The sequence below is a fragment of the Vibrio sp. V03_P4A6T147 genome (genome assembly GCF_002241085.1).
Lineage (GTDB): Bacteria > Pseudomonadota > Gammaproteobacteria > Enterobacterales > Vibrionaceae > Vibrio > Vibrio anguillarum.
Genome location: NZ_NDIO01000220.1, coordinates 1 through 3,360 on the forward strand (window position 1 = coordinate 1; position 3,360 = coordinate 3,360).

The window sequence follows — 3,360 nt, forward strand, 5'->3', positions numbered from 1 at the left end:
TTACGGTGTTATGCGGAGGCTTGGTAGTAGCGTTGTCAGCCCCTTAAGCGGGCGTTAGCATGCGGGAGTAATATGAAGAAAATTCTCATCATTGGTAATTCTGGCTCAGGCAAGAGTTGGCTATCGAAACAGTTATCCCGAAAACTTCAGTTGCAAGAAGTTAACTTGGACTCGATTGTATGGGAGCCAGGTGGCTATAATCAAAAACGCTCCACCGGAGCAATCGAAAATGAAATTGCTAGTATAAAGTCTCAATGCAACTGGGTAGTTGAGGGGGTATTTGGTGCTTTAGCCGAACAGCTTATTTTTTCTGCTGACATGCTGTTATTTTTGGATTTGGAATGGTCTGAATGTAAAAACTCTCTTTATGCGCGTGGTTCGGAGAGCTCGAAGCAACTTAATGAGGAACAGGCGGAGAATAATTTTCGTGAATTATTGAAATGGGCTTCTGAATACTCGGTTCGAGAATCCAAAAGTTCACGACAGTTTCATCAGCAATTGTTCAGTGATTTTCACGGTACTAAAGTACGTTTCACTACACGCTCTCAAGTGAATGAGTTTGTAGCGGAAACAACATGCTAACAAACAATTTAAGAGTGATTCAGCACGCTTGGCATTTTTGGTTTGGGTCTAATTTAGTGTTTACGGTGTTCAAATTTAGTGCTGTGGTCGCGTGCTTCACACCTTAATTGGGCGTTAGTTGCTAGCAGTTAGTTTTGACATTGAGAGGTATTAGGTTGTCATTTAGCAGTAGAGAATGGTTCTATGCATTTCGTGAACTAGAAGAAATTTGCAATGATAAGAAATGCGCCAAGGTTACTGGCGATATTTTGCAAAAGTATGCGAAATTGACTAAGACCTGGAATAGCGAATTAAACTCGGAATGGACTTGTCGCTGTTATTTTGCAACAAAGATGATTTTGAACTCGACAGTTTTGCTAATGAATGCTGAATATGCCGAGGAAAAAAACCTTCGCATTGTTAAACCCTACTTACATTACTATGCGGTTTTATCTTTGCTCAGGTGTATAGTTTATACCTTGCCAGAATTATCATGGGATGATGGTAAGCTGATTCAAATATCACATACTAAGGCTATCAATTTAGCTATGGATTGGTTGGCTAAATTCAACCAAGAAAAAGCCCAAGAAATAAAGCAAGCGTGCTCGTTGCTCAAAGCACAAAGAGAAATTATTTCTTACCGAGCTCCTGCAAGTGGAGACGAAAATCTATCAGATGACTATGACATAGTTGCAATCTGCACTCTTTTAGCCGAAGTGGCTCAGTTTAATTCGGTATTATTGGAGTCGTCAGTTGATAAAAATGCCCCTAATGATGCATTTGTAGTGAATTGGGGTGATATGGATAAAATTATTTGCATTGAGGTTGAGGGTTTTGAGTTTGTAGATCGTTATGATGCGATGCGTCTAAGTTATGTCAAAAGAAAAATTAGGCGTCCGTACAACTTAGTTTGCTTTATGACGGAAGGGCAAACGGAAGACTTTATGGGTGCTTGGGATGATGATGAAGATCCTGATGACGAAAATATATTCAATGCAGGAGGTCCGTGCGACTGGCAGTTAATTTTTGACATACCGTAACGCGCTTACTTTTTGAACCGAACGCAACTAACAAACAATTTAAGAGTGATTCAGCACGCTTGGCATTTTTGGTTTGGGTTTAGTTCAGTGATTACGGTGGTCAAATTGAGTGTTGTGGTCGCGTGCTTCACACCTTAATTGGGCGTTAGTTTTTTCCGGTCAAATCAATAAAAATACAGTTGGTCGACAAAATGAAAAATAGAAATGGTTATATAGGCGTCAATGGCTCGGAGATTTATTACGAACTTTCCGGCAATCCTGAGGGTGAGCCATTATTGATGCTTCATGGCGGGCTTGGTTCGCTGAATGAGTTAACGCCAATTCACAGATATGTATCTACAGACTATCAGTTGATAAGCATAGATTTTCGTGGTCACGGAAAATCACTCTTAGGTGAACTGCCGCTTAATTACATGCAGTATCAACAAGATGTCCAGCATATTCTTAGTTATTTGGGTATTGAGAAATACTCAATTTTTGGTTTCAGTGACGGTGGCATCGTGGGTTATCGTCTAGCAGCACAAGAGCCAGAAAGAGTGTCTTGTTTGGTGACACTGGGTTCGCAGTGGCGATTGGAGGCAGATGACCCATCAATTGAATTGTTAAGTGGTTTGACGGCTGAATTTTGGGTATCAAGGTTTGCAGATGATGTTGCATTTTATGAGGCCTCAAACCCTAAACCAGATTTTCCTAAGCTCGTAGACATGGTAAAAGCCGTCTGGCTGGATACAACAGAATCTGGTTATCCAGACGAGTTAGTTGAAAAAATTCGTTGCCCGACGTTAGTAATGCGAGGTGATAATGACTTCTTGTTTTCGTTGGATGAGGCGGTGGCTTTAAAGTCGAAAATCGCAGGTTGTAGTTTTGCCAATATCCCATTGACAGCACATTCATCTCACCAAGAGTCACCAGAATTAGTGGGTGAAATGCTAAAACAGTTCTTGTCGCAGCACAAAAACTAACAAACGCCTCAAGAGGGACTGTCAACGCGTGGCATTTCCAGTCCCATTTAGCCGCGGTGGTTATGGTTGTTGTGTTTGAGTTTAGTGTTAATGCGTTGCCAGCCCCTTAGGCGGGCGTTAGGGTACATGGAGGTAAGCAATATGAGCGATAAATCATTGCTTTATGAGTACAAGGGTAATAGCTGCAAGCTATGTGGAATGAGCGTGTGTGAGATGGTTGAGCGATATGGAACGTTTAACCGTATGTTTGAACTTCACCATATAGATCCTGGTAAGAAAGCGAAGAATTACAATAGTTTAATAAGAAAACGTATTAGTAAAGAACAGCTAGATGAAGTAGATAAGTGTGTTCTATTGTGTAGGGTTTGCCATGGTTTGATTCATGCTCAAAATAATAGGGTAACTGTCAAACTAGAAATTGACTACACTGGTCGCACGATTACCCGTGATTTCAATGGTTGGCTCAATATAGATAGAAAAGATAACATAATGTCTTTTTTTTCTGAGGAACATATCTTATTGGAGCAGTATGTTGAAATACTGCCATCGGGTGATGAACGTATAATATTTGGTGTTGATCTCGAATCAGGAGAGAGATACTTTGATATTACCAATGGCATGAGAGTTGGTGATATATATCAAATCCTCTCGGCTAAAAGTAGGGAATTAATGCTAAGAGTAACAGACTATAAAGATAAAAGAGTTATTGACCTAAATCTCCAATTTGGTTTTATACAAATAAATAACTGTGAAGCAAAAAAGGGTGAAAAATATTGGTATCGTAATGGAATGATGAT

At 40.1% G+C, this 3,360-nt stretch carries 4 protein-coding genes; all 4 read left to right on the forward strand.

The features are described 5' to 3' along the window. Positions 1-72 precede the first annotated feature (72 nt). Positions 73-582, forward strand: a complete 510-nt coding sequence (locus tag B9J84_RS08670) for an AAA family ATPase (protein WP_094123961.1) — start codon at positions 73-75, stop codon at positions 580-582. Between the two features lie 155 nt (positions 583-737). Beyond that, entirely contained in the window at positions 738-1,601 is an 864-nt protein-coding gene (locus tag B9J84_RS08675) for a hypothetical protein (protein ID WP_094123962.1), read from the forward strand. Positions 1,602-1,792: 191 nt separating this feature from the next. Next, entirely contained in the window at positions 1,793-2,563 is a 771-nt protein-coding gene (locus B9J84_RS08680) for an alpha/beta fold hydrolase (protein WP_094123963.1), read from the forward strand. 141 nt (positions 2,564-2,704) lie between these two features. Further along, positions 2,705-3,360 (forward strand): HNH endonuclease signature motif containing protein (locus B9J84_RS08685; RefSeq protein ID WP_143698848.1); only part of this gene is annotated, 656 nt, incomplete at its 3' end.